The sequence below is a fragment of the Sulfuricystis multivorans genome, assembly GCF_003966565.1.
Lineage (GTDB): Bacteria > Pseudomonadota > Gammaproteobacteria > Burkholderiales > Rhodocyclaceae > Sulfuricystis > Sulfuricystis multivorans.
Map to the genome: position 1 here is coordinate 1,169,607 of NZ_AP018718.1, position 24,529 is coordinate 1,194,135.

At 62.3% G+C, this 24,529-nt stretch carries 21 protein-coding genes; 17 read left to right on the top strand and 4 right to left on the bottom strand.

The window, feature by feature from the left end; genetic code table 11:
- The first annotated feature begins 26 nt into the window (after positions 1-26).
- From EL335_RS05920 to hypE, 5 genes are read left to right on the top strand one after another with little or no spacing between them, the layout of a single operon-like run.
- The gene (locus EL335_RS05920; protein ID WP_126445025.1) at positions 27-1,685 is read left to right on the top strand and encodes a long-chain-fatty-acid--CoA ligase; all 1,659 of its coding nucleotides are present in this window, start codon (positions 27-29) and stop codon (positions 1,683-1,685) included.
- Positions 1,685-2,626 (top strand): NAD(P)H-dependent flavin oxidoreductase, encoded by a 942-nt coding sequence (locus EL335_RS05925; protein WP_126445027.1) that lies wholly within the window; start codon positions 1,685-1,687, stop codon positions 2,624-2,626. Before EL335_RS05920 ends, EL335_RS05925 begins: the two co-directional genes overlap by 1 nt.
- Positions 2,627-2,682: 56 nt before the next feature.
- Positions 2,683-4,488, top strand: coding sequence for an acyl-CoA dehydrogenase C-terminal domain-containing protein (locus EL335_RS05930; protein WP_126445029.1), 1,806 nt, complete (start codon positions 2,683-2,685; stop codon positions 4,486-4,488).
- A 23-nt stretch (positions 4,489-4,511) separates the two neighbouring features.
- Positions 4,512-4,946 carry an SseB family protein gene (locus tag EL335_RS05935; RefSeq protein WP_126445031.1) on the top strand — a complete coding sequence of 145 codons (435 nt, stop codon included), beginning with the start codon at positions 4,512-4,514 and terminating at the stop codon, positions 4,944-4,946.
- Entirely contained in the window at positions 4,946-5,992 is a 1,047-nt protein-coding gene (gene hypE / locus EL335_RS05940; RefSeq protein ID WP_126445033.1) for a hydrogenase expression/formation protein HypE, read from the top strand. The genes EL335_RS05935 and hypE overlap by 1 nt, the downstream gene beginning before the upstream one ends.
- Positions 5,993-6,004: 12 nt before the next feature.
- On the opposite strand, the gene acnB is transcribed toward hypE, so the two are convergent.
- The 4 genes from acnB to EL335_RS05960 are packed head-to-tail and all read right to left on the bottom strand — an operon-like array spanning position 6,005 to position 11,062.
- Positions 6,005-8,602 carry a bifunctional aconitate hydratase 2/2-methylisocitrate dehydratase gene (gene acnB / locus EL335_RS05945; protein WP_126445035.1) on the bottom strand — a complete coding sequence of 866 codons (2,598 nt, stop codon included), beginning with the start codon at positions 8,600-8,602 and terminating at the stop codon, positions 6,005-6,007.
- A gap of 37 nt (positions 8,603-8,639) precedes the next feature.
- Positions 8,640-9,056, bottom strand: coding sequence for a DUF3617 domain-containing protein (locus EL335_RS05950; protein ID WP_126445037.1), 417 nt, complete (start codon positions 9,054-9,056; stop codon positions 8,640-8,642).
- On the bottom strand, positions 9,056-10,069 hold the full coding sequence (locus EL335_RS05955) for an HpcH/HpaI aldolase/citrate lyase family protein (RefSeq protein ID WP_126445039.1): 1,014 nt from the start codon (positions 10,067-10,069) through the stop codon (positions 9,056-9,058). Before EL335_RS05955 ends, EL335_RS05950 begins: the two co-directional genes overlap by 1 nt.
- 3 nt (positions 10,070-10,072) lie before the next feature.
- The gene (locus EL335_RS05960; RefSeq protein WP_126445041.1) at positions 10,073-11,062 is read right to left on the bottom strand and encodes a malate dehydrogenase; all 990 of its coding nucleotides are present in this window, start codon (positions 11,060-11,062) and stop codon (positions 10,073-10,075) included.
- A gap of 147 nt (positions 11,063-11,209) precedes the next feature.
- Between EL335_RS05960 and EL335_RS05965 the strand changes: the two genes are divergently transcribed.
- The 12 genes from EL335_RS05965 to zapE all read left to right on the top strand — a co-directional run bounded on the left by EL335_RS05965 (position 11,210) and on the right by zapE (position 24,392).
- Positions 11,210-11,950, top strand: a complete 741-nt coding sequence (locus tag EL335_RS05965) for a GntR family transcriptional regulator (protein ID WP_126445043.1) — start codon at positions 11,210-11,212, stop codon at positions 11,948-11,950.
- A 64-nt stretch (positions 11,951-12,014) separates the two neighbouring features.
- The gene (gene sdhC / locus EL335_RS05970; protein WP_126445045.1) at positions 12,015-12,398 is read left to right on the top strand and encodes a succinate dehydrogenase, cytochrome b556 subunit; all 384 of its coding nucleotides are present in this window, start codon (positions 12,015-12,017) and stop codon (positions 12,396-12,398) included.
- A complete protein-coding gene (gene sdhD / locus EL335_RS05975) occupies positions 12,392-12,739 on the top strand; it encodes a succinate dehydrogenase, hydrophobic membrane anchor protein (RefSeq protein ID WP_126445048.1) in 348 nt (115 codons plus the stop codon). The genes sdhC and sdhD overlap by 7 nt, the downstream gene beginning before the upstream one ends.
- A gap of 2 nt (positions 12,740-12,741) precedes the next feature.
- Positions 12,742-14,529: a succinate dehydrogenase flavoprotein subunit gene (gene sdhA / locus EL335_RS05980; protein WP_126445050.1), complete on the top strand. Its 1,788-nt coding sequence runs from the start codon at positions 12,742-12,744 to the stop codon at positions 14,527-14,529.
- A gap of 13 nt (positions 14,530-14,542) precedes the next feature.
- On the top strand, positions 14,543-15,259 hold the full coding sequence (locus EL335_RS05985) for a succinate dehydrogenase iron-sulfur subunit (RefSeq protein WP_126445052.1): 717 nt from the start codon (positions 14,543-14,545) through the stop codon (positions 15,257-15,259).
- A gap of 2 nt (positions 15,260-15,261) precedes the next feature.
- Positions 15,262-15,531 (top strand): FAD assembly factor SdhE, encoded by a 270-nt coding sequence (locus tag EL335_RS05990; RefSeq protein ID WP_126445054.1) that lies wholly within the window; start codon positions 15,262-15,264, stop codon positions 15,529-15,531.
- A 14-nt stretch (positions 15,532-15,545) separates the two neighbouring features.
- A complete protein-coding gene (gltA, locus tag EL335_RS05995) occupies positions 15,546-16,835 on the top strand; it encodes a citrate synthase (protein ID WP_126445056.1) in 1,290 nt (429 codons plus the stop codon).
- A 248-nt stretch (positions 16,836-17,083) separates the two neighbouring features.
- Entirely contained in the window at positions 17,084-19,909 is a 2,826-nt protein-coding gene (locus tag EL335_RS06000; RefSeq protein ID WP_126445058.1) for a 2-oxoglutarate dehydrogenase E1 component, read from the top strand.
- An 18-nt stretch (positions 19,910-19,927) separates the two neighbouring features.
- On the top strand, positions 19,928-21,247 hold the full coding sequence (odhB, locus tag EL335_RS06005; protein WP_126445060.1) for a 2-oxoglutarate dehydrogenase complex dihydrolipoyllysine-residue succinyltransferase: 1,320 nt from the start codon (positions 19,928-19,930) through the stop codon (positions 21,245-21,247).
- Between the two features lie 10 nt (positions 21,248-21,257).
- Positions 21,258-22,700 carry a dihydrolipoyl dehydrogenase gene (gene lpdA / locus EL335_RS06010; RefSeq protein ID WP_126445062.1) on the top strand — a complete coding sequence of 481 codons (1,443 nt, stop codon included), beginning with the start codon at positions 21,258-21,260 and terminating at the stop codon, positions 22,698-22,700.
- 48 nt (positions 22,701-22,748) lie between these two features.
- Positions 22,749-22,979, top strand: a complete 231-nt coding sequence (locus tag EL335_RS06015; protein WP_126445064.1) for a DUF433 domain-containing protein — start codon at positions 22,749-22,751, stop codon at positions 22,977-22,979.
- A gap of 315 nt (positions 22,980-23,294) precedes the next feature.
- Entirely contained in the window at positions 23,295-24,392 is a 1,098-nt protein-coding gene (gene zapE / locus EL335_RS06020) for a cell division protein ZapE (protein ID WP_126445066.1), read from the top strand.
- The last annotated feature ends 137 nt before the right edge of the window (positions 24,393-24,529 follow it).

The window sequence follows — 24,529 nt, forward strand, 5'->3', positions numbered from 1 at the left end:
GAATCAAAACGAGGAGGAGACTGGCGATGGAAAAGGTCTGGTTGAAGAGCTATCCGCCCGGCGTGCCGGCACAGATCGACCCGTCGCGCTTCGCGAGCCTGGCGGCGGTGTTCGAGCACGCTTGCACGAAATATGCCGATCAGATTGCCTATCTGTCGATGGGCAAGGGGATCGGCTACCGTCAGCTTCTCGCCGATGCGCAGGCTTTTGCCGGTTGGCTGCAGGCGCGCGGGCTGAAGAAGGGCGATCGCGTCGCGCTGATGATGCCCAACGTCCTGCAGTATCCGGTAGCGCTGTTCGGTGTCTTGCTTGCCGGCTGCGTGGTGGTCAATTGCAATCCGCTCTACACGCCGCGCGAGCTCGAACATCAGCTCGAGGATTCGGGGGCGAGCGCAATCGTGATTCTGGAGAACTTTGCTCACACGTTGCAGGCGGTGATCGACAAAACTGCGGTGCGCCATGTGATCGTCACACCGCTTGGGGAATTGTTGGGCGTCAAGGGCATGCTGGTCAATTTCGTCGTCCGCCACGTGAAAAAGCTGGTGCCCGCCTGGAGCCTGCCCCAGGCGATCGGCTTCAAACAGGCGCTGGCCGAAGGTCGGCGGCACGGTTTCACGGCCGTGCCGCTCGCGCATGACGATCTCGCTTTCCTGCAATACACCGGTGGCACCACCGGCGTCTCGAAGGGCGCGATGCTCACGCACGGGAATCTGTGCGCGAACATGCTGCAGGCGCATGCCTGGATCGCGCACAAGATCGAGGAAGGCAAGGAGGTGATCGTCACCGCGCTGCCGCTCTATCACATCTTCGCGCTGACCGCGAACTGCCTGGTGTTCCTGCTGATGGGGGCGCGCAACGTGCTGATCGCCAATCCGCGCGACATCCCGCACTTCGTCAAGGAATGGGCCAAGTATCCGGTCTCGGTGATCACCGGCGTGAATACGCTGTTCAATGCGCTGCTCAACAACGAAGACTTTGGCAAGCTCGATTTCTCGCCGATGAAGGTGACGCTCGGTGGCGGCATGGCGGTATTGAAGCCGACCGCAGAGCGCTGGCGGCAGGTGGTCGGTGTGCCGCTGGTGCAGGCTTATGGGCTGACCGAGACTTCGCCGGCGGCGACGATCAATCCCATCGATATCACCGAGTTCAACGGCTCGATCGGCCTGCCGATTCCCTCGACCGAGGTTTCGATCCGGGCCGACGACGGTCACGAGGTGCCGCTCGGCCAGGTCGGCGAGATCTGCATCCGCGGGCCGCAGGTGATGAAAGGCTATTGGCAGCGCCCCGACGAGACCGCCAACGTGCTGTTGCCCGACGGCTTCCTACGCACTGGAGATCTCGGCTATGTCGATGAGCAGGGCTTCGTCTATCTCGTCGATCGCAAGAAGGACATGATCCTGGTCTCGGGCTTCAATGTCTTCCCGAACGAAGTCGAGGAAGCGGTGGCGCAGCATCCCGGCGTGCTCGAAGTCGCGGCGATCGGCGTGCCCGACGAGCATTCCGGCGAGGCGGTGAAGATCTTCGTCGTGAGGAAAGACCCGAACCTGACGGCGGAGGCGCTGATCAATCATTGCCGGAATCTGCTCACCGGCTACAAGGTGCCCAAGCAAGTCGAATTTCGTGCCGATCTGCCGAAGACCAACGTCGGCAAGATTTTGCGCCGCGCGCTGAAGGAGCAGGGCTGATGCCGATTCCCGCAGCTCTGAAAAGGAATCTGACGTTGCCGGTGATCGGCGCGCCGATGTTCATCGTCTCGACGCCGGAACTGGTGATTGCCCAATGCAAGGCCGGCATCATCGGCGCGTTTCCGGCGCTCAATGCGCGTCCGGCCGAAAAGCTCGACACATGGCTGACGACCATCGAGGCGGCGCTCGCCGATCAGCCGGCCGCCCCGTATGCGGTGAATCTGATCGTCCACCCGACCAACGAACGGCTGGCAGCCGATCTGGCCTGCTGCGTCGCGCATCGCGTGCCGCTGGTGATCACCAGTCTCGGTGCGCCGAGCGCGATCGTGCCGCAGGTGCACGCTTATGGCGGACTGGTGTTCCATGATGTGACCAATGTGCGCCATGCCATAAAGGCACTGGAAGCCGGTGTCGATGGCCTGATCCTGGTGGCCGCCGGCGCCGGCGGGCATGGCGGCACGTTGAGTCCGTTCGCGCTGGTGGCCGAGGTGCGCCGGTTCTATGACGGCCCGCTGGCGCTCGCCGGCGCGATCACCCAGGGACGGCAGATCCTCGCCGCACAGGTACTCGGCGCCGATTTCGCCTACCTCGGCACACGCTTCATCGCCACACAGGAGGCCAACGCCAGCGACGCCTATAAGCAGGCGATCCTCGCCGCTCATGCCGAAGACATCGTCTATACGCCGTATTTCACCGGCGTGCCCGGCAATTATTTGAAGAGCAGCATCCTCGCGGCCGGCCTCGATCCTGCCGCGCTTCCTTCTGGCCACGGGCCGAAGCTCGAATTCACCCGCGCCAGCGAGGGCGCCAAGGCCTGGCGCGACATCTGGGGCGCCGGTCAGGGCGTGGGGGGAATCGAGGACGTGCCGCATACCGCCGTGCTGGTCGAGCGGCTGAAACGCGAATTCGACGCGGCCCGTGCCGCATCGTGCGGGCTATGATGCCGTCCCGCCAGCGCCGATTTTGATGATCATCGATATGACAAGGAGTGGAAAACATGAGTGACTACCGGGCCCCCGTCGAAGAGATGCGTTTCCTGATCGAGGAGATCGTGGGACTTTCAGAAATCCGCCAATTGCCGGGGTGTGAGGAGGCCAGCGAGGACGTCGTGTCGGCGATCCTCGACGAGGCGGCGAAATTCGCCGGCGAAGTGCTTGCGCCGCTAAACCGCGTCGGCGACAAGACCGGCTGCCGGCTCGAAGGCGACACGGTGATCACGCCACCGGGCTGGCAGGAAGCGTATCACCAGTTCTGCGAGGCCGGCTGGGGCGGCTTGACCGCGCCGGCGGAATTCGGCGGGCAGGGTCTGCCGAATTCGCTGGGCGTGGCCGTCGAGGAAATGTGGAACGCCGCCAACATGTCGTTCGCGCTCGGGCCGATGCTCACCACGGGTGCCGTCGATGCGCTTCTCACCGCCGCTAGCCCGGAAATCAAGTCGATCTATCTGCCGAAGATGATCTCTGGCCAATGGACCGGCACGATGAACCTGACCGAGCCGCAGGCGGGCTCCGATCTGGCGCTGATCCGCACGCGCGCGCAACCCCAGCCCGACGGTACCTATCGGTTGTTCGGCCAAAAGATCTTCATCACCTATGGCGAGCACGACCTCGCCGAGAACATCATCCATCTGGTGCTCGCCCGGCTGCCGGATGCGCCGGCCGGCGTGAAGGGCATTTCGCTGTTCGTCGTGCCGAAGTTCCTGGTCAATGCCGATGGCTCGCTCGGCGCCCGCAACGACGTGCGCTGCGTGTCGATCGAGCACAAGCTCGGCATCCATGCCAGCCCGACCTGCGTGATGGCCTATGGCGATGCCGGCGGCGCGGTCGGCTACCTGGTCGGCGAGCCGAATGCCGGCCTCAAGTACATGTTCATCATGATGAACGCGGCACGTCATGCCGTCGGCGTCCAGGGCGTGGCGATCGCCGAACGGGCCTTCCAACAGGCGCTGACCTACGCACGCGAACGCAAGCAAGGCCGCGATCTGGCCAGCGGCGAAGGGCCGGTGAGCATCGACCGGCATCCGGACGTGCAACGCATGCTGCTGACCATCAAGACACGCATCGAAGCCTACCGGGCGCTCGCCTATTACGCTTCGGGCCTGTTCGACCGCGCCTATCATCATCCCGATACCAAGGAGCGCGAGCTGGCGCTCATGATGGGTGAGCTGTTCATCCCGCTGGTCAAAGGCGGCGCCACCGAGATGAGCATCGAGGCGACCTCGCTGGCGGTGCAGGTACATGGCGGGATGGGCTATGTCGAGGAGACCGGCGCCGCGCAGCATTTCCGCGATGCGCGCATCACGACGATCTACGAGGGCACCACCGGCATCCAGGCCAATGACCTGATCGGCCGCAAGCTGATGCGCGACCAGGGAGCGACGCTGATGCGGCTGCTGGGCATGGTCGAGACCACCTGCAAGGAGCTCGCAGGCAGCGGCGACGCAGATCTCGCGCCGATCGGCGCGCATTTGGCCAAGGCGCTGGCCGCCTGGGGAGAAGCAGCCCGCTGGATCGGCGAGAACCTCAAGGGCAACATACTCGGCGTGTTTGCCGGTTCGGTACCGTTCCTCGAACTGTCGAGCCGGGTCGCCGGTGGCTGGCTGCTGGCCAAATCCGCGCAGATCGCCAAACGGCGGCTTAGCGAAGGCGTGGGCAATGCCCGCTTCTACCAGGCGAAGATCGCCAGCGCGCGTTTCTATGCCGATCATCAGCTGCCGCAAGCGAGGGCGTTGGCGCAATCGATCCGCAGCTACGATGCCACCACGTTGCAGGCCTACGCCAGCGCGCTCTTTGCGTATGATTGAGGGCATTTTCTCCAGGAGAGATCATGCAGGCAGAAACACTGGAAGCGAAGAACGAGCTAGAACGGAAGCTGCTGGCCGCCATCAATGGCGAGCTGGCGGCAGAAGAATTCATGCGTGAATTGCTCACGCAGCAGATCTTCATCCCGATCAAGGACGATCGCGACAGCGGGATTCAGGGCTTGCAGCTCACCAACAAGGCAACACCGCTCGTCGTCGAGGATGAGGCGGGCGGTAAGATCGTCGTGCTGTTTACGAGTCCAGAGCGCGCCAAGGATTTCCTCGCCGACGTGCCTGGTTATAGCGGCGGTCTGTTGGCCGAGTTTTCCTGGGTCGTCGAGCGCATGGAGCCCGGTTTCGCGATCGCGGTCAATCCGGGGATCGAGCTCGGCATGGACATCGAGCCCGAGCAGGTGATGGAGATGCTGGCAATCCTCGCATCGCGCGAGAAGAGCAACTGATGAAACTCGGCTACGTGCGCCCGCTCGACCTGAAGCGAGGATGCGTCGAGATGGCGCATGGCGCGGGCGGCCGCGCGATGGTGCAGCTCATCGGCGAGCTGTTCGCGAAACATCTCGGCAACGAATATCTCGGCCAGGGCAACGATGGTGCCGTGCTGCCAGCGCCGAGTTTTTCGGGCCAGCTGGTGATGGCCACCGACAGCCATGTCGTATCCCCCTTGTTCTTTCCCGGTGGCGACATCGGCTGCCTCGCGGTGCATGGCACGATCAACGACGTCGCGGTGATGGGCGCCACTCCCCTTTATCTCGCGGCGGGCTTCATCCTCGAAGAAGGTTTCCCGCTCGCCGATCTTTCGCGCATCGTCGCCTCGATGGCACAAGCGGCCCATGAAGCCGGCGTGCCGGTGGTGACTGGTGATACCAAAGTCGTCGAACGCGGCAAGGGCGATGGCATATTCATTACCACCACCGGCGTTGGCGTGCTGCCGGAAGGCCGCGCCATCGGCGGCGCGAACGCTCGGCCGGGCGACGCGATCCTCGTCTCGGGCACACTCGGCGATCACGGTGTCGCGATCATGAGCCAGCGCGAGAACATCGCTTTCGAGGCGCCGATCGTCTCCGATACGGCCGCGCTCAATGGGCTGGTCGCCGACATGCTCGCCACCGGTGCCGACATCCATGTGCTGCGCGATCCGACGCGCGGCGGGCTGGCGGCCACCCTCAACGAGATCGCGACCCAGTCGCAGGTGGGCATGATGCTCGACGAGAAGGCGATTCCGATCCGCCCGGTGGTCGCTGCCGCCTGCGAGTTCCTCGGCCTCGATCCGCTCCATGTCGCGAACGAGGGCAAGTTGCTGTGCATCTGCGCCGCAGCGGATGCCGAGCGCGTGCTGACGGCGATGCGCGCGCATCCGCTGGGAACGAATGCAGCGATCATCGGCGAGGTCGTCGCCGATGATCACCATTTCGTGCAGCTCGTCACCTCGTTGGGTGGGCGGCGGGTCGTCGATTGGCTGGCGGGGGACCAGCTTCCCCGCATCTGCTGAGGAAACGCCTGATCAAACCGCCACGCTCTCGGCAATCTCCCTGAACTCGGCGATCTGATCGAAATTCAGGTAGCGATAGATCTCGCCGGCTTTGGGTTGGATGCCATTCACCTGCGCCAGATATTCCTCAGGCGTCGGGATGCGGCCCAGCAGCGCCGCCACCGCCGCGAGTTCGGCCGAAGCGAGATAAACGCGCGTGTCGAGCCCCATCCGGTTTGGGAAGTTGCGCGTCGAGGTCGACACCGCGGTGGCGCCGCGATGCATCTGTGCCTGGTTGCCCATGCACAGACTGCAGCCCGGCACCTCGATGCGCGCGCCGACCTTGCCGAAGGTCGCGAAATAGCCTTCCTCCATCAGCTCCTGCTGATCCATCTTGGTCGGCGGCACTACCCACAGCCGCGTCGGGATGTCGGTCTTGCCGGCCAGCACGGTCGCGGCCGCGCGGTAGTGGCCGATGTTGGTCATGCACGAACCGATGAAGACTTCGTCGATCTTGTCGCCGGCGACCTGTGAGAGCGGCTTGATGTCGTCCGGATCGTTCGGGCAGGCCAAGAGCGGCTCCTTGATCTCGTTCATGTCGATCTCGATCACTGCGGCGTATTCGGCATCGGCATCGGCCTCGAGCAGCTGCGGGTTGGCGAGCCATTCCTCCATCTTGTGGATGCGGCGCGCCAGCGTGCGCTTGTCCTCATACCCTCCGGCGATCATCCACTTCATCAGCGTGATGTTCGACTTCAGATATTCGATGATCGGTTCCTTGTTCAAGCGCACCGTGCAGGCGGCGGCGGAGCGCTCGGCCGAGGCGTCGGAGAGCTCGAAGGCCTGTTCCACCTTGAGGTTTGGCAGGCCCTCGATCTCGAGGATGCGGCCGTTGAAGACGTTTTTCTTGCCCTTCTTCTCGACGGTCAGCAGCCCTTTTTGGATTGCCGCATAGGGGATTGCATTGACGAGGTCGCGCAGCGTGATGCCCGGCTGCATCTGGCCTTTGAAGCGCACCAGCACCGATTCCGGCATGTCGAGCGGCATCACGCCGGTCGCTGCGGCGAAGGCGACCAGCCCAGAGCCGGCCGGGAACGAGATGCCGATCGGAAAGCGGGTATGGCTGTCGCCGCCAGTGCCGACCGTGTCGGGCAGCAGGAAACGGTTGAGCCACGAGTGGATCACGCCATCGCCGGGTTTGAGCGAGACACCACCGCGCGCAGTGATAAACGAGGGCAAGGTCTTATACATCTTGATGTCGACGGGTTTCGGATACGCGGCGGTGTGGCAGAACGACTGCATCACGAAATCGGCCGAGAAGCCGAGACAGGCCAGATCCTTCAGCTCATCGCGCGTCATCGGCCCGGTAGTGTCCTGCGAACCCACCGTGGTGATGCGTGGCTCGCAATAGGTGCCGGGACGGATGCCCCGCTGCTTGCCATTTTCTTCCGGCAGGCCACAGGCGCGGCCGACGATTTTCTGCGCCAGCGTGAAGCCCTTGCCGGTTTCGACCGGGGCCTTCGGCAGACGGAACAGCGTCGAGGCAGGCAAGCCGAGGAACTCGCGTGCCTTGGCCGTGAGCCCCCGCCCGATGATCAGGTTGATGCGCCCGCCGGCGCGCACTTCGTCGAGCAGCACTTCGGACTTGTAAGCGAAGGTGCTGATCACCTTGCCGTCTTTCTCGATCTTCTTCTGATACGGATAGATGTCGATGACATCGCCCATCTGCATCTGGGTGACATCGCATTCGATCGGGAAGGCGCCGGCGTCTTCCTGGGTATTGAAGAAGATCGGCGCGATCTTGCCGCCCAGGCAATAGCCGCCATAGCGCTTGTTCGGTACGAAGGGGATGTCCTCCCCGGTCCACCAGATCACCGAGTTGGTCGCGGATTTGCGCGAAGAGCCGGTACCGACGACATCGCCGACATAGGCGACCGGGTGGCCCTTCTTCTTCAGTTCTTCGATCAGGCTGATCGGCCCGCGCTCGCCGGGCTTGTCGGGCGTGATGCCTTCGCGCGGATTCTTCAGCATCGCCAGCGCGTGGAGCGGAATGTCCGGGCGGCTCCAGGCATCGGGGGCAGGTGAGAGGTCGTCGGTGTTGGTCTCGCCCGGCACTTTGAAGACGGTGACGGTGATCTTCTCTGGCACTGCCGGCCGTGAGGTGAACCATTCGGCTTCGGCCCAGCTCTGCATCACGGCCTGTGCGTTCGCATTGCCAGCCTTGGCCTTGTCGGCGACGTCGTGGAAGGCGTCGAACATCAGGAGTGTCTTCTTGAGCCCTGCGGCCGCGACGGCGCCGACTTCCGGATCATCGAGCAAATCGATCAACGGCTTGACGTTGTAGCCGCCGAGCATCGTGCCGAGGAGCTCGACAGCCTTGACGCGCGAGATCAGCGGACAGGCGATCTTACCCGCGCCGACTTTGGCGAGGAAGGCCGCCTTGATCTCGGCAGCATCATCGACACCGGCCGGCACGCGATGGCTGATCAGCTCGACGAGGAAGTCTTCTTCGCCCTTGGGCGGGTTTTGCAGCAATTCGACGAGCGCCTGGGTCTGTTGTTTGGAAAGTGGTAGCGGTGGAATGCCGAGGGCGGCGCGTTCGGCGACATGGGCCCGGTAGGCTTCGAGCATGGTCAGGCTTCCTTTCTGTCAGGTCGGTTGGATTTGCTTACTTTTTGCAGTCGCCGATGCGGCGACCTTTGATCAGCGAGAGCATGTCGCCCATGCCTTCGTCGGGCGTCATGCGCAGTCTTTGTTCGAATGAGAAGGCCGTGGCCGACATCGTCCCCTTGACGCTGCCGGTCATCTTGCTGCCATCGGCTTCGCAAGTCATCTCGTAACTGATGTTGCCGCCGGCGTTCTTCATGTTGCGGATCATGCATTTGCTCTTATCGTCCATGCCGTATTGCTTGCCGGCGGCGAGATCCTGAGGGGTATAACAATGAGTGAATTTCTGTGGTGGCATGGCCATGCCCTGCATCTTCATTTCGCTGGTGAGCTCCCACAGTCCGGGTGACATCTCCTGGGCGAGCGCATGGCCGGCGAGTGTCGTGATGGCAGCGAGGGCAGCAAGCAAACGTTTCATCAGAATCTCCTTTCGGGTGCGTGGGATGAAAAAAAGCGCGCTGCCGCAGGCGGCAGCATCACGCCCGTGGCATGGGCGCGTTGTAGCAGCTCCCAATGGTAGCGGTAGGAGGCGCGGTCGTGCAGGCGACCATCACACTGGATCGGCCCCCAATCGGCCTCCTGGGCGGCGCAGAGGATCGCGGCGGCGGTTTCGATCTCGGCGGCTTTGGGTTGCATTGCCGCGACGATCGGTTCGATCTGGTTCGGATGGATGCTCCACATGCGCAAATAGCCGAATTCCTCACGGGCGCGGCGGGCATCGGCGGCGACGACGGATGGGTCACGGAATTCGGTGGTGACGTTGTGCGCTGGCACGATGCCATTGCCCAATGCCGCGGCGGCGATCTCGCATTTGGCGCGCACGATCAGTGGATGGGAAAACTGCCCTGGCGAACGCATCGCACTCTCCGGGATCGCGCCGTGGTGGGCGGAGACGAAATCCATCAGCCCGAAATCGAGCGATTCGACCCGGGGAAGTTGCGCGATCTGCCAGACCTCATGGAGCGCCCCTGGCGTTTCGATCAGCACATGGACCGGGATCGGTCGCGCGATGGCCAAGCGTTCGCGCAGCGTTTCCAATGCGGCGATCTGGGTTTCGACGTCGCCGCACGACTCGGCTTTGGGCAGCACGAGGTAGGCGAGGCGGTGACCGGCGCGCGCCAGGAGAATGTCCAACTCTTGCTGCCACAACGGATGATGGGCCGGATGGATGCGCGCACCGACACGGTCATGGCGATTGGCAGCCGAGTCGATCAACGCCGCGATCATCGCGGCATGTTCGCGCTCGAGGCCGGCCGGCGCGCCGTCTTCGCAGTCGGCCGTGACATCGAAGATCGGCCCGAGCTTGGCCTGCAAGTCGAGTGCCTTGCGAATCAGCTTCTCGCTGCCGGCATAATGTTCGCAGGCGGCAAGGGCCGAAAACGGCTTGCCGCCTGCGTACAGCACTTCCGAAGGATGAAGTGCCGTGCTCACCGATCAGGCGAACAGATGTTTGACGCCGTCACGCTCTTCCTGCAGCTCCTTGAGCGTGGCGTCCATTTTTTCGCGCGAGAAGACGTCGATCTCCAGCCCCTTGACGATTTCCCACTTGCCGTTGCTGCAGACGCAGGGCATGCCGTAGATCATGCCTTCGGGAATGCCGTAGGAACCATCGGAAACCACCCCCATCGTCACCCATGCGCCGTTCGTGCCAAGGTTCCAGTCGCGCATGTGGTCGATCGCCGCATTGGCGGCCGAGGCGGCGGAGGAAGCGCCGCGCGCTTCGATGATCGCCGCGCCGCGCTTGCCGACCTTCGGGATGTATTCGTTTTTGTACCAGGCATCGTCAGCGACGAGCTGGGGCGCTGGCCTGCCCGCGATAGTGCAGAAACGGATGTCCGGATACATCGTCGGCGAGTGGTTGCCCCAAACGACCATGTTCTTCACATCGGTCACCGGCGCTTTTACGCGCGCTGCAAGCATCGAGATCGCGCGGTTGTGGTCGAGACGCATCATCGAGGTGAAGTTCTCGCGCGGCAGGCTCTTCGCAGTATTCATCGCGATCAGCGCGTTGGTATTGGCCGGGTTGCCGACGACGATGACCTTGACATCGCGGGCGGCGACCTCATCGAGCGCCTTGCCTTGTTCGATGAAGATCTTCGCGTTTTCGAGCAGCAGATCCTTGCGTTCCATGCCTGGGCCGCGCGGCTTGGCGCCCACCAGCAGCGCCTGCTGCGCATCCTTGAAAGCGACTTTGGGATCGGCGGTGCCGATCATGTCGACGAGCAGCGGGAAAGCGCAGTCTTCGAGTTCCATCATCACACCCTTCAATGCCTGTTGGGCCTTGTCGATGGGCAGCTCGAGCATTTGCAGAATCACGGGCTGATCCTTGCCGAGCATTTCGCCGCTGGCGATGCGGAACAGCAATGCGTAACCGATTTGACCTGCGGCACCGGTGACGGTGACACGAACGGGGGGCTTGGTCATTGACGGGCTCCTTGAGTTGAATGAGAGAGATTGCAGCAGAAAATCATAGTGGCGTTTGCTGCGTTGTGTCAATCAATATCTTATAAATGATATAAGATATATGATAATCTATGGACGTCATGAAAAAATTGTGCTTGAATGGCGAACATGAAAAGGCAGCCTATCGCACATTCACCTTCCTTCAGCCCGCTGTATCGTCAAATCAAGGGTCTGATGCTCCAGGCGCTCGAAAAACAGGAATGGCGACCTGGAGAGATGATCCCCAGTGAGGCCGAGCTGGCCAGCCGCTTCCAAGTGAGCCAGGGAACGGTGCGCAAAGCCATCGACGAGATGGCCGCCGAAAACCTGCTGGTGCGTAAGCAAGGCAAAGGTACGTTCGTCGCCAGCCATAGCGATCCACGCGCTTTTTTCCGTTTCCTGCGTTTGGTGCCGCTCTCGGGCAGTGTCGAGCCGGCGCACAGCCGTCCCCTCGAATGTTGGCGCGCCAAGGCCCGGCCGGAGGCCGCGCACGTCCTCGGTATCCAGCCCGGCGACCCCGTGATCATCGTGCGTCGCTTGCTCGAATTTTCAGGCAAACCCGTCGTGCTCGACGAGATCTATCTGCCGGGCGAAATCTTCGCCGGGCTGACCTTCGATGTCCTGAAGGAATCACGGGTTTCCCTGTATACGCTGTTCGAGGAGAAGTTTGGGGTGCGCATGATCCGGGCGGAAGAGCGTATTCGCGCAGTGGCCGCCGACCGGACCACGGCCGAGCTGCTCGGTGTGCGCGAAGGCAGTCCGCTGCTGTCGGTCGAGCGCACCAGCTTCACTTATGGCGATCGGCCGGTCGAGTGGCGGCGAGGTTTGTATTCGACCGAGTCGCACTGCTATTTCAATGAATTGACCTGAACGGCCCATCGTTCGGCCGAGCAGAAGGTAAGATGGTGCACTGCAAACAAGAAAGGAGTGGTCGATGAACACTATCGCCAGAAAGCGTCCCAAGCATCTGAATCTCTTCCAGATAAAGCTTCCCGTGGCGGGGATCGCTTCGATACTGCATCGCGTCAGCGGTTTCGGGTTGTTCCTGATGCTGCCGTTCCTGATCTGGTTGCTCGAACTGTCGCTGACTTCGCCTGATTCCTTCGCGACATTTCAATCGATCGCCGCGCACCCGCTCATCAAGCTCCTGCTGATTGGCTTGTTGTGGGCGTTCCTGCATCACTTTTTCATGGGTATGCGCATTTTGCTCATCGATATTCACGTCGGCGTCGCCAAGGCGCAGGCGTCAGCTTCGGCCAAGGCCGTACTGGCGGTGAGCCTGGCCCTGACCTTGATCCTGGGAGTGAAGCTATGGTGAATCGCAAGATCGTTGGTGCCCATTATGGCTTGGTCGACTGGCTGGCCCAGCGCATCACGGCCATTGTCATGATCGTGTTCACACTGGTGATCGCTGTCGGTCTGGCCTCGGGCGCAGGAGCGAGTTTCGCAACCTGGCGCGCCTTCATGTCTGCCGAACTGATGCGCTTCATCACCTTCCTGTTCGTGATTGCGCTGTGCTGGCACGCCTGGGTTGGCGTGCGCGACATCTGGATGGATTACGTCCAACCCGCCGGCATCAAACTCGCTTTGCATGTCCTCACCCTGCTGGCGCTGATCGGCTATGCCGGTTGGGCGGTGAGGATCCTCTGGAGGCTCTGAACGTGAAAGTCACAGTCCGCAAATTCGATGCAGTCATCGTCGGCGCCGGCGGCGCCGGCCTGCGTGCCGCGCTCCAGCTCTCGGAATCCGGTTTCAAGACCGCGGTGATCACCAAGGTGTTCCCGACGCGCTCACATACCGTCGCCGCTCAAGGCGGCGTGGCCGCGAGTCTCGGCAATTCGGAAGAAGACCACTGGCATTGGCACATGTACGATACCGTCAAGGGCTCCGACTGGCTCGGCGACCAGGATGCGATCGAATTCATGTGCCGCAAGGCCAATGAGGTCGTCATCGAGCTGGAACATTACGGCATGCCCTTCGATCGCCTCGACAATGGCCGCATTTATCAGCGTCCCTTTGGTGGCCACATGTCGAACTTCGGCGAAAAACCGGTACGCCGCGCCTGTGCCGCGGCCGACCGCACTGGTCATGCGATGCTGCACGCGATGTATCAGCGTAACGTCAAGGCCAACACGCAGTTCTACGTCGAATGGATGGCGCTGGATTTGATCCGCGATGCCGAAGGCGAGGTGCTCGGTGTCACTGCGCTGGAAATGGAGACTGGCGAGATTTATGCCTTTCATGCCAAAGCCACCATCTTCGCCACCGGCGGTGCGGGGCGCATCTTTTACTCCTCGACCAACGCCTTCATCAATACCGGCGACGGCCTTGGCATGGCGGCGCGCGCCGGCATTCCGCTCGAGGACATGGAGTTCTGGCAGTTCCACCCGACCGGGGTGGCCGGTGCGGGGGTGCTGATCACCGAAGGCGTGCGCGGCGAGGGTGGCATCCTCAGGAACAGCAACGGCGAGCGTTTCATGGAGCGCTATGCGCCGAACGCCAAGGACTTGGCCTCCCGCGATGTCGTGTCGCGGGCGATGGTCACCGAGATCAATGAAGGCCGCGGCTGCGGTCCGAACAAGGATTACGTGCTGCTCGACATCACGCATCTCGATCCGGAAACCATCATGAAGCGGCTGCCGGGGATTCGCGAGATCGCGCTCCAGTTCGCCGGCGTCGACTGCGTCAAGGAGCCGATCCCGGTGGTGCCGACGGCGCATTACCAGATGGGCGGTATTCCGACCAATTACCTGGGACAGGTGGTGGTGCCGGGCAAGCGCAGCCAGAACGAGATCGTGCCGGGTTTCTATGCCGCCGGCGAGTGCGCCTGTGCTTCGGTGCATGGTGCCAACCGGCTGGGTACCAACTCGCTGCTCGATTTGTTGGTGTTCGGTAAGTCGGCGGGGGAAACCGCCGTCGAGGAATTGAAGAAATCACCCAAGGCGCACAAGGGGCTGCCGGCTGATGCCTTCGATCGCACGCTCGAACGCCTGAATCGCCTCGACACGCAAAAGGACGGCGCCAACGTGCACGAGACGCGGCTTAAGCTGCAGCGCACGATGCAGAAGCATGCCGGCGTGTTCCGCTTCGCCAGCCTGTTGAAAGAAGGCGTCGAGAAGATCCTCGAGGTGCAGAAGGATGTGGCGCGCACCGAGATCAAGGACAAGTCGAAGGTGTTCAATACTGCGCGCGTCGAGGCGCTCGAACTCGACAACCTGAGCGAGGTCGCGGTCGCAACGATGATTTCGGCCGAGGCGAGGAAGGAATCGCGCGGCGCCCACGTGCGCGACGACTGTCCGGATACTCCGGAACATCCGAATGGCCGCGACGACGACAACTGGCTCAAGCATACCCTTTGGTACAAGGAGGGTAATCGCCTCGAGTACAAGTCGGTCAACCTGCGCCCGCTGAGCGTCGACACCATCGCGCTCAAGAAACGCGTCTATTGAGGAAGCGAAAACCATGACCAGCCGCACCCTCCAGTTCCGCATATACCGCTTTGATCCCGACCGCGATCACAAGCCCTGGATGCAGGACATCGAAGTCGAGGTCGACAGTACCGACCGCAAGCTGCTCGATGCCCTGGTCAAGCTGAAGGCGAAAGACGACTCGATCGCCTTCCGCCGTTCCTGCCGCGAAGGCGTCTGTGGCTCGGATGCGCTCAACATCAATGGCAGAAATGGCCTCGCCTGTCTGACCGATCTGGCGAGTTTTCCAGAAGGCAGGCCGATCGTTTTGCGTCCGCTGCCCGGCCTGCCGGTGATCCGCGATCTGATCGTCGATATGACGCAGTTCTTCAAGCAGTATCACTCGATCAAGCCGTATCTGATCAACAACGATCCACCACCGGAACGCGAACGGCTGCAGTCGCCGGAGGATCGTGAGGAGCTCAATGGCTTGTATGAGTGCATCTTGTGCGCCTGCTGCTCGACGGCCTGTCCGTCGTTCTGGTGGAATCCGGACAAGTTCGTCGGGCCAGCAGGGTTGTTGGCCGCCTACCGTTTCATCGCCGACACTCGCGACCAGGCGACCAGTGAGCGGCTGGACAACCTGAATGACCCGTATCGTTTGTTCCGTTGCCATACCATCATGAATTGCGTCGATGTCTGCCCGAAGGGCTTGAATCCCACCAAGGCGATCGGCAAGATCAAGGACATGATGGTCAAGCGTGCCATCTGATCATGACGGAAGCGCAGCGCATCCGCAGCGAGAAGCTCCGCTGGGCGAGCCGGCGGGCGCTGCTGGAAAACGATCTGTTACTGCAGCGCTTCTGGCAGCGGCAGTCGACGGAGCTGGACGAGACGCTGGTCGGGCCGCTCGAACGCCTGCTGGCGATGGATGACCACGATTTGTGGGCGTTGCTCTCGGGCCGATGTGCAAGCACCGATCCGGAGCTTGGAAAACTGGTCGACCTGCTGCGGCAGCCGGCCACTCCTAGTGAAGACCTTTGACAGGGGACTGACGCATGACGCAAAAAACCGCCACCTTGACCTACAACGGCAAGACCACCGAATACCCGGTCTATTCCGGCACCATCGGCCCGGAGGTGATCGACATTTCCAAGCTCTATGCCCAGACGGGGGCCTTCACCTACGATCCTGGCTTCATGTCTACGGCAGCGTGCAAATCGTCGATCACTTACATCGACGGCGAGAAGGGCGAGTTGCTCTACCGCGGCTACCCGATCGAGCAGCTGGCCGAGAAGTGCGACTTCATGGAAGTCTGCTATCTGCTCAAGAATGGTGAGCTGCCGAACCAGGCGCAATATGACGATTGGGTCAACCGGGTACGCAAGCACACGATGGTGCATGACCAGCTGACGCGCTTTTTCAACGGGTTCCGCCGCGACGCCCATCCGATGGCGGTACTCGTCGGGGTGGTCGGCGGCCTGTCGGCCTTCTATCACGACTCGCTCGACATCAACAACCCGGAACATCGCATGACAGCCGCGATCCGGCTGATCGCCAAGATGCCGACCATCACGGCGATGGCCTACCGCTACAACATGGGCCTGCCGTTCATGTATCCGAAGAACGACTACGACTACGCAACGAACTTCCTCTACATGATGTTTGGCACGCCCTGCGAGGAGTTCAAGCCGAACCCGGTGCTGTCGCGCGCGCTCGACCGTATCCTGATCCTGCATGCCGACCACGAGCAGAACGCCTCGACTTCGACGGTGCGCCTGTCCGGATCTTCCGGCGCCAACCCGTTCGCCTGCATTGCCGCCGGCATCGCCTGCCTGTGGGGTCCGGCGCACGGTGGCGCCAACGAAGCCTGCCTCAAGATGCTCGAGGAGATCGGCGACGTCTCGCGCGTGCCGGAATACATCAAGCGCGCCAAGGACAAGAACGACCCGTTCCGCCTGATGGGCTTCGGCCATCGTGTTTACAAGAATTACGATCCACGTGCCAAGCTGATGCGCCAGACCTGCCATGAGGTGCTCGACGAGCTGGGCTTGCGGGACGATCCGCTGTTCAAGCTGGCGATGGAACTCGAGCGCATCGCGCTGGAAGACGAATACTTCATCGAGAAGAAACTCTACCCGAACGTCGATTTCTACTCCGGCATCGTGCAAAGCGCCTTGGGCATCCCGACCAATCTGTTCACCGGCATCTTCGCGATGGCACGCACCATCGGCTGGATCGCTCAATGGCACGAGATGATCGGTGATCCAGAGCAGAAGATCGGCCGGCCGCGCCAGCTCTATCTCGGTGCGTCCAAGCGCGATGTGCCGGACATGGCTGCGCGTTGAGAAACGGCCAAAGGGGCGTCGGCGAGGGCCCCTTTTTTCATGGATGCCTATCAACGCGCATGACGGACATGGTAACCCGCGAAGGCATGAAAACCCCATGCGAAAAAATGAACACCCGCCCACCCTTAAGCCCCCCTCGCGGGCGGGGAGACTGTCAGCAGCGGCTTGCGCTGCGAAGTTTGGCTGCCGATCGCGTCACGCAGCCGTCAGGCAGAGCTTGAGTGTATTTCACTAAAAGAGGTGATGACATGATCAAGGAATTGTTGTCCAACTCCTATCTGTTCGGTGCGAATGCTCCGTATGTCGAGGAGTTGTACGAGAAATACCTCGACAACCCGAGTGCCATCGATCCGGCCTGGCGCGACTATTTCGACAAGCTGGCGAACCTGCCGGGCGTGGGCGCCTACCAGGGTCCCGATGTGCCTCACGCGCCGATCATCAGTGGCTTCGCGCAACGCGCGCGTGAAGGCTGCCTGAACGTTGCGCGCCGCGCCGGCATCGGGGAGAAGCAGACGAAAGTCCTGCAGATCATCAATGCCTACCGTTTCCTCGGCAACCGCTGGGCGCAACTCGATCCGCTGAAACGGCATCCCCGCCCCGAGGTTCCCGAGCTGGAGCCCTCCTTTTATGGCTTCACCGAGGCCGATCTGGCGACTGCATTTCGCACCGGTTCGTTCGACATGGGGGTCGAAGAGGCCACGCTGCGCGAGATCCTCGACATGCTGCGGCAGCGCTATTGTGGACATATCGGCGCCGAGTACATGTACATCGCCGACGTGCAGCAAAAGCGCTGGATCCAGGCCCGTTTCGAGCCGCCACGCGCGCAGCCGCGCTTTTCCAGCGAGGAGCGCAGACAACTGCTGGAGATCCTCACCGCGGCGGAAACGCTGGAACGCTATCTGCATACCCGTTATGTCGGCCAGAAGCGCTTTTCGCTGGAGGGTGGCGAATCGCTGATGGTCGCTCTTCAGCAGTTGATCCGTCATGCCGGCGCCCAAGGCGCGAAGGAGATCGTCATCGGCATGGCGCACCGCGGACGTCTCAACGTGCTGGTCAACGTGCTTGGCAAGCAGCCGGCGATGTTGTTCGAGGAGTTCGAGGGCAAGAAGAAGTCAGAGCTGATCGCCGGTGACGTCAAATATCACATGGGCTATTCGTCCGACGTGGCCACACCCGGTGGCCCGGTGCATCTGACGCTCGCTTTCAATCCCTCGCATCTCGAGATCGTCAATCCGGTCGTCGAAGGCTCGGTCTATGCGCGCCAGGTGCGCCGCGGCGAAAACGGCAAGCAGGAGGTCCTGCCGGTGCTGATCCACGGCGACGCGGCAGTGGCCGGCCAGGGTGTCAACCAGGAAATGCTCAACTTCTCGCAGACGCGCGGCTATGGCACCGGTGGCACGGTGCATATCGTCGTCAACAACCAGATCGGCTTCACCACTTCCGATCCGCGCGATGCGCGTTCCTCGCTCTACTGCACCGACATCTTCAAGATGGTCGAAGCGCCGATCTTCCACGTCAATGGCGACGATCCGGAGGCGGTGGCTTTCGTCACCGCGCTGGCGGTCGAATTCCGCAACACTTTCCGCAAGGATGTCGTCGTCGACATCATCTGTTTCCGCAAACTTGGCCACAACGAGGCCGACGAGCCGATGGTGACGCAGCCCTTGATGTACCGCAAGATCGCGGCACATCCCGGCACCCGCAGACTCTATGCCGAAAAACTCATCGCTCAGGGGGTCATCGCAGCGGGCGAAGACGAGCAGATGATCAAAGACTACCGGGCCGCGCTCGATGCCGGCAAGCATCTGCACAATCCGGCGATCAGCGATTTCAAGAGCCAGTCGGCGATCGACTGGACGCCCTACGTCGGGGCGAAATACACCGAGCTGTGCGATACACGGGTGCCGCTCGCGGAACTGCAGCGTCTCGGCCGGCGTCTGACCGATCTGCCCGAAGGTTTTACCCTCCATCCGCGCGTGCAGAAGGTCATCGAGGATAGGCGGCTGATGATCGAGGGCAAGCTGCCGATCGACTGGGGCATGGCGGAAAACCTCGCCTATGCGACGCTGCTCTGCGCCGGTTATGGCGTGCGCATCTCCGGCGAGGATGTCGGCCGTGGCACCTTCTTCCATCGCCATGCCGTGCTGCATGACCAAAAGCGTGAAAAATGGGACGAAGGCGTCTGGATGCCGCTCGCCAACCTGCAGCAGGGTCAGGCGCGCTTCCAGTGCTTCGATTCCGTGCTTTCCGAAGAGGCGGTACTGGCCTTCGAATACGGCTATGCGACGGCGACGCCCAACGAACTGGTGATCTGGGAGGCACAGTTCGGCGATTTCGCCAACGGCGCCCAGGTGGTGATCGACCAGTTCCTCGCCTCGGGCGAGGCCAAGTGGGGGCGTCTGTGTGGCCTCGTCCTGCTGCTGCCGCATGGCCTAGAAGGCCAGGGGCCGGAACATTCCTCGGCACGCATCGAACGCTTCCTGCAGCTGTCGGCCGATTTCAACTGGGAAGTTTGCATGCCCACCTCCGCGGCGCAGATGTTCCACCTGTTGCGGCGCCAGATGCTCAGAAAGCAAAGAAAGCCGTTGATCGTGTTCACGCCGAAGTCGCTGTTACGCAGCAAGGAGGCTGCTTCCAACCTCGAGGATCTGACGGAAGGCACGTTCCAGACGGTCTTTGGCGAGGTCGACCCGCTCGATCCGAAGAAGGTCACGCGGGTGCTGATCTGCGCCGGCAAGGTGTATTACGACCTGCGCGCCGCGCGGCGCGAACAGAAGCTCGACCATATCGCGATCATTCGCACGCCGCAGCTCTATCCGATGGACGACCGCCGTATCGCCGAAGAGCTGGCGAAATATCCGCGTCTGAAGGAGGTGGTCTGGTGCCAGGAAGAGCCGGAAAACCAGGGCGCATGGTACGCGAAGCATCACACTCTGCTGCCGCTCCTCAAGAAAGGCCAGTCGCTGCATGTCGTTGCGCGGCCGGCCTCGGCGTCTCCCGCAGTGGGCAGCGCTGCGGTCCATGCCAGGCAGCAAAAGGAAATCGTCGAAACCGCGCTGGGCGCGCTCAAATAACCGCTACGGAGAGAGATCATGCTGATCGAAGTCAAAGTCCCGCAACTGTCGGAATCGGTCGCCGAAGCGACGCTGGTGAGCTGGCACAAACATGTCGGCGATGTCGTGATGCGTGACGAGAATCTCATCGACATCGAAACCGACAAGGTCGTCCTCGAACTCCCGGCGCCGGAATCGGGCGTGCTGGTCGAAGTCCTCAAGGGCAATGGCGAAACCGTCACCTCGGGCGAGCTGATCGCCCGCATCGATACCGAAGCCAAGGCGGTGGCGGCAGCAGCCGCACAGCCTGCCGCAGCGAAGCCGGCGCCGCAGCCGACCGCGCCGGCGGCAGCCGCACCGGGCGTCGGCCCGGCCGCCCGTAAGGCACTTGCCGAGAAAGGCCTGGAGGCTAGCCAAGTGCAGGGCACGGGGCCCGGCGGCCGCGTCACCAAGGCCGACGTCTTGAACGTCGGCGCGCCGGCAGGTGCCGTCCCGGCAGCGCCGACTATTCGAGGTGAGTCGGCGCCCGGCGGGACGTCCAGTTTTTCGCCAGCGCCAACTTCTGCCCCGGCCGCGCCAGCGGCGCCGGTCGCTGCGGCAGCCCCGGCAGGCGCCCTGCCGGTACCGCCTGCAGTGGCCCTGGATGCGATCATCGGCGATCGTCCCGAGCAGCGCGTACCGATGTCGCGCTTGAGAGCGCGCATTGCCGAACGTCTGCTGCAATCACAGGCGCAGAACGCCATCCTCACCACGTTCAACGAGGTGAACATGGCGCCGGTGATCGAGCTACGGAAGAAATACGCCGAGAAGTTCGAGAAAGAGCATGGCGTACGCCTGGGCTTCATGAGCTTTTTCGTCAAGGCGGCTGTCGCGGCGCTGAAGAGGTTCCCGATCCTCAATGCCTCGGTCGATGGCAACGACATCGTCTATCACGGCTATTTCGACATCGGCATCGCCGTCGGTAGTCCTCGCGGGCTGGTGGTGCCGATCCTGCGCGACGCAGATCAGATGTCACTGGCGCAGATCGAAAAGAAGATCGCCGAATTCGGGCAGAAGGCCAAGGACGGCAAGCTCACCCTCGAAGAGCTCACCGGCGGCACTTTCTCGATCTCCAACGGCGGCGTGTTCGGTTCGATGCTGTCGACGCCGATCATCAACCCGCCGCAATCGGCGATCCTCGGCATCCATGCCACCAAGGAGCGACCGGTGGTCGAAAATGGCCAGATCGTGATCCGGCCGATCAACTATCTGGCGCTCTCATATGACCACCGTATCATCGACGGCCGCGAGGCGGTGCTCGGTCTCGTCGCCATCAAGGAGGCGCTCGAGGATCCGGCACGCATGCTGCTCGACATCTGAGGAGGCGAACATGACCAAGCGACAATTCGACGTCGTCGTCATCGGTGGTGGCCCCGGCGGTTACGTCGCGGCGATCCGCGCCGCGCAGCTCGGTTTTGCCACCGCCTGCATCGAGATGGAAAGCTATGCCGATCCGAAAGGCGAGGTGCGGCTGGGCGGCACCTGCCTCAATGTCGGCTGCATTCCCTCGAAGGCGTTGTTGCGCTCCTCCGAGCTTTTCGACGAGGCAAAGCATGCCTTCGTGATGCATGGCATCAAGATGAACGATTTGGCGATCGACGTCGGCGTGATGATGCGCCGCAAGGACAACATCGTCACCCAGCTCACCCAGGGCATCCGCGGCTTGTTCAAGAAGAACAAGGTGACGCTGCTCGCCGGGCGCGGCAGCTTCGCCGGCCGCGAGGACGAACTCTGGCAGATCGCGGTGACCGCGCAGGACGGCACGACCGAGATCGTCGCCGCGACACACGTGATCGTCGCCACCGGCTCGTCGCCCCGCCAGCTGGAAGGTATTCCGGTCGATAACGTGACGATCTGCGACAACGTCGGGGCGCTGTCTTTCACCGAGGTGCCCAAACGGCTCGGCGTCATCGGCGCCGGGGTGATCGGCCTCGAGCTCGGTTCGGTCTGGAAGCGGCTGGGATCAGAGGTGACGATCCTCGAAGCGATGCCCGACTTCCTCGCTGCCGCCGACCCGGCCGTAGCCAAGGAAGCCTGGAAGATTTTCACGAGCAAGCAGGCCCTGAAGATCCATCTGGGAGTGAAGATCGGAGAGGTGAAGCAGGGCGCAAAGGGCATCGCCATCGAATACGAAAACGGTGAGGGGGCGCAGCGGCTCGAATGCGACAAGCTGATCGTCTCGGTCGGTCGCGTGCCGAACACGGCCGGATTGGGATGCGAGACCGTCGGTCTCGAGCTCGATGCGCAGGGGCGCATCGAGGTCGATGAGCATTGCCACACCAATCTCGACAACGTCTGGGCAGTGGGCGATGTAGTGCGTGGGCCAATGCTCGCGCACAAGGGCATGGAAGAGGGCGTGATGGTCGCCGAGTGCATCGCCGGCCAGGCCGGGCATGTCAATTACGAGGCGATTCCCTGGGTCATCTACACACATCCGGAAATCGCCTGGGTCGGCAAGACCGAGACGCAGTTGAAGAATGAAGGCGTCGAGTACCGTGTCGGCCAGATTCCCTTTCTCGCCAACGGTCGCGCACTCGGCCAAGGCGATACCGCCGGCTTCGTCAAGATGCTCGCCTGCGCCAAGACCGACCGCATCCTCGGCGTGCATGTGATCGGCAGCAATGCCTCGGAGCTGATCAGCGAGGCCGTCGTGGCGATGGAATTCGGTGCCGTCGCCGAAGACATCGCGCGCATCTGCCATGCCCACCCGACGCTCTCCGAAGTGATGCACGAGGCGGCACTGGCGGTGGATAAGCGCGCGCTGCATTTTTGATGTCTGGTAGCACTACAATGGCGCTTGCCGTCAGCCCGGGAGTTTGTGATGAATGAAAGGATCACTATCGATGCGGCGATTTGCCATGGCAAGCCCTGCATCCGCGGCCTGCGTTATCCCGTCGAGAGCATCCTCGAATGGCTGGCCGCGGGGATGACGATCGATGAGATCCTCGCCGATTATCCCGATCTCGAACGAGAAGACATCCTCGCAGCGCTTGCGTTCGCTGCCCGCCTCACTCACGTCAAGCGCCTGGAGCCTTTGGCCGAGGCGGCATGAAATTTCTCGTCGATGCGCAGCTACCGCGCCACACTGTGGCGCAGGCACATCGATACGATCGAGGCAGCGTTCGTTTCGGCGCGTTTCGTCGAGCTCGGCCGTGCTGCGCTGATCATCCACGCTTAGGGAACGCTGAAGAAGTCGTCGCGAGCGGCCGGAGGGCAAGGCGCACGGAGCGCAGGATGCGAGACATATCAAGGTGATAGGCGAGCATCCGAGCACCGCGCAACACAGCCATCCGGTCGCGTAGCAGACTGATTCAGTGTTTCCTTAGCCTTGACCGTCCATCGCATCCTCAATGTGCCGGAAGACGCCATGATTCGTGCGTTCGAGGCCGCGCTCGCCGAGCGCGGCATCGTCGCCGACGAAGCCCAGCAGGCCGCTGCCCTCCGCCTGCAAAAGTTCTACGACGATCTGGTCGCCTTCAAGGCGGCGCGGCGCACCCGCCTGCGCAAGCTGCTCGTGCATCCCGCCTTGCCAAAAGGCGTCTGGTTCTGGGGCGGCGTCGGGCGCGGCAAGAGCTTCCTGATGGACTGTTTCTACGCCGCCGTGCCTTATCGGCGCAAGCGGCGCGTGCATTTCCACGCCTTCATGCGCGAGCTCCACGAGCGGCTCCAGGCATTGAAGGACGAAGCCGATCCGCTGGCCAAGGCAGCCGGCGAGGTGGCGAAAGAGACGCGCTTGATGTGTTTCGACGAATTCCACGTCTCCGATATCGCCGATGCGATGATCCTCGGCCGGCTGATGGAAAAGCTGTTCGACGCCGGCGTGGTGTTTTGCATCACCTCGAACTATCCGCCCGATGGCCTGTATCCGAACGGCCTGCACCGCGAGCGGCTGCTGCCGACCATCGCTTTGCTCAACGACAAGCTCGACGTGATCCGAGTTGATGCGGGCATCGACTATCGCCTGCGTGCGCTCGAAGCGGCGCCGGTGTATCTCTTGCCTGGTGATGGCGATGCCGCAGCCCTGATGATGCACACCTTCTCGCAAATCGCCCACGGCGTAGGGCATGACCGGCCACTCGCGGTGCTGGGGCGAATGCTGCCTGTCGTGCAGCGCGCACCGGGCGTCGTCTGGTTCGATTTCGCGACACTGTGCGGTGGGCCGCGCTCGCAGAACGACTATCTGGAGCTCGCGCACAATTTCCACACGGTATTCCTCTCCGGCGTGCCGCGGATGGGCTCGGAGATGGGGAATGAGGCGCGCCGTTTCACCTGGCTCGTCGATGTGTTCTACGATCATCATGTGAAATTGGTGATCGCCGCCGAAGTGCCGGCCGAGGAGCTCTATGTCGCCGGGCCGCAAGCGGAGGAATTCAAGCGCACCGTCTCACGCCTGATCGAGATGCGCTCGCACGAGTATCTCGCCAGCACGCACCGGCGCTATGAGACACACGCACCGGCAACCTAACAGGCTGTTGAAAAACTACTGCGGTGGCCATCTGCGGCGTTGCGCGGTGCTCGCTCCCTCGCCTATCTTTTTGATATGTCTCGGTCGCTGCGCTCCGTGCGCCTTGCATCTGGCCATCCTCGTGACGTTTTTCAACG